Source organism: Acinetobacter sp. YH16053 (assembly GCF_013417035.1).
Lineage (GTDB): Bacteria > Pseudomonadota > Gammaproteobacteria > Pseudomonadales > Moraxellaceae > Acinetobacter > Acinetobacter towneri.
In genome coordinates, this window is record NZ_VPEP01000144.1 from 1 (window position 1) to 1,194 (window position 1,194).

At 34.7% G+C, this 1,194-nt stretch carries 2 protein-coding genes; both read right to left on the bottom strand.

Annotation, left to right across the window (positions count from 1 at the left end; translation table 11 throughout):
• On the bottom strand, positions 1–373 hold a 373-nt coding region (locus FTV43_RS15660; RefSeq protein ID WP_257224135.1), incomplete at its 3' end, for a plasmid replication DNA-binding protein.
• Between the two features lie 60 nt (positions 374–433).
• Positions 434–1,194 (bottom strand): replication initiation protein RepM (gene repM, locus FTV43_RS15665; RefSeq protein ID WP_179995856.1); only part of this gene is annotated, 761 nt, incomplete at its 5' end.

A 1,194-nucleotide genomic window follows, 5' to 3' on the forward strand; every position in this document is an offset into this window, starting at 1 on the left:
TATTTTCTTGTTTTGGCTGTTCTAAGGTGCCTTTAAACTCAATTCTATGAGTAAGATCTTCAATATGTTGCATCAAAGACTTTTCTCTTTGATTTGCTAAATCTAACTGATTTTTAAGTAAAGCAATCTGATCTTTTAGAACATTTTCGATCTCGGACTGTACACGTACAGGTGCATCCTTCTGGACTTGTTCAATACGTGTACTGGACTGAACACCAGTTGGATTTCCATAAACTCTTATTAATTCCGATAGATCTATGAGTCCATCACTATCCCTTGATAATTCGCCACTTTTTATAGCTTCATAAATTGTTGTTCTAGACTTTTTAAACGCTTTACTGGCGTCCATAACGCTGAATTTTGTTGTGTTCAATGGAGTCCCTCAGTACGTGTACAGGAATGTTCATATGAACATCCAATCTGAACATGAGTTTTATTTTGCATTAAAGCCTACTTTCTCTAGATATGGCAGTAGTTCTTCAAATTTTTGTAGATCTTTTAGCATTTCAGAAATTCGAACTGCGAACTGCGAATAGCTTTCAGTACCTTGAGAATATTTATTCATTTCTGGAAGCTCAGATAGCTTATTAGCAAAAAAATGTCGCTGTGCATCAGTAAATTTTGAGAAAATCTCAAGAGTAGTTTGCTTTTTATTGTTAGCTATAACGACCTTTTTCTGTTTAAAGGTAAATGAAAAGCCAGAAATATTACGTCCCTTTTTATGTTGCTGACATTGGACTTTAATATCTGTATGTTCATTAATTTGAGCAATAGCCAAATTTAATACTCGGTCTTTGAAATTCCCCATTCTTGTATATTCATCATCAAGAACACCTATTTTTTGCCTGAACTCTGCTAGTTCAATAATAGGAGTTTGGCCTGTACTGCGCCAAGCTATTAACAATTCATATAACCGCACAGCATACGCACTGCTGAGATTACTAATTTGTTGTAATTCATATTTAGTAAATTGCTCTTCTAAACGTGTAATAAGTGGGACAATTGCAGGAGCAAATATTAACTTCACGGTTGCTTCATCATCGATATATCTAATCTCGCTGACCCAGCGGCTTAAAACATTTTCTACATTTCCTCTCTTATTGATTTCTTGATAGCTAAATTGGCGTACGAATAGATCTTTACAAGCATCTTTTAACGCTTGGTACGCTGTTTGTCTTGCAACATTAAATTGAT